The sequence below is a fragment of the Streptomyces omiyaensis genome (assembly GCF_014650895.1).
Classification (GTDB): domain Bacteria; phylum Actinomycetota; class Actinomycetes; order Streptomycetales; family Streptomycetaceae; genus Streptomyces; species Streptomyces omiyaensis.
The window spans coordinates 1-1,086 of the sequence record NZ_BMVV01000013.1 but is presented as its reverse complement, the minus strand read 5'-3'; the positions used below and the strand labels follow the sequence as shown (position 1 = coordinate 1,086).

1 protein-coding gene is annotated in these 1,086 nt (G+C 76.1%); it reads right to left on the bottom strand.

What is annotated here, in order from left to right; genetic code table 11:
* Window positions 1–1,082 (bottom strand): ATP-binding protein (locus IE287_RS21600; protein WP_444545980.1); only part of this gene is annotated, 1,082 nt, incomplete at its 3' end.
* Window positions 1,083–1,086: the final 4 nt, after the last annotated feature.

Sequence of the window (1,086 nt, the reverse complement as noted above, 5' to 3'; positions counted from 1 at the left end):
AGCAACCGGAACCGCATCCCCGACTCCACCGGCACCGACACCACCAGCGACTTGTCCACCAGCGCACCCAGCACGTCCAGCACCTCCACCCCCTCCGGCCCCGCACACACCGCCTCCGCCGCCCCCAGATCACACCCGCCCGTGAACACCGCCAACCGCCGCAGCACCGCCCGCTCCGGCCCCTCCAGCAGATCCCACGACCAGTCCACCACCGCCCGCAACGTCTGCTGCCGCGGCAACACCGTCCGCGCCCCCGACCTCAACAACCGGAAACGATCGTCCAGCCGGTCCGCGATCTGCCGCGCCGACAACACCCGCAACCGCGCCGCCGCCAGCTCGATCGCCAACGGCAACCCGTCCAGCCGCCGCACGATCTCCCCCACCGCCCCCGCGTCCCCCGCCACCTCGAACCCCGGCCGCGCCGCCGCCCCCCGCTCCGCCAGCAACCGCACCCCCATCTCCTGCGACAACGGACCCAACGGCCGCACCCGCTCCCCCGGCACCCCCAGCGCCTCACGGCTCGTCGCCAGCACCCGCACCCCCGCACACCGCGCCAGCACCGCCTCCGCCAACCCCGCCGCGGCCCCCACCACGTGCTCACAGTTGTCCAGCAGCAACAGCATCCGCCGCCCCGCACAGTGCTCCACCAACCGCGACAGCGGATCACCGCCGACGAGCTCGTCGGCTCCCCTGAGCATGGTCTGGCGGGCGCCGAGCGCGGTGAGGACGGCGCCCGGGACCTCGGACTCCTCGCGGACGGAGGCGAGTTCGGCGAAGTGCACGGTGCCCTCCCCGGCGTACGCCTCCGCCGCCTCCAGGGCCAGCCGGGTCTTGCCGACACCGCCGGGCCCGAGCAGGGTCACCAGCCGCGAGGATTCCAACGCGTCGGCGAGCGCGGCGAGTTCCCCGTCCCGGCCGATGAAGGAGGTCAGACGGGCGGGCAGGGAGCTCCGGACCGGGGGCGCGGGGGCGGGGTCGGGGACGGGAGCCGGTGCGGGTGCGGGCGCCGGTGCCGCCGCCGGGAGGGGCGCCGGTACGGGCTCCGCCGCCGGGGCGAGCAGCTGTCCGTGGAGGGCGCGCAGCGCG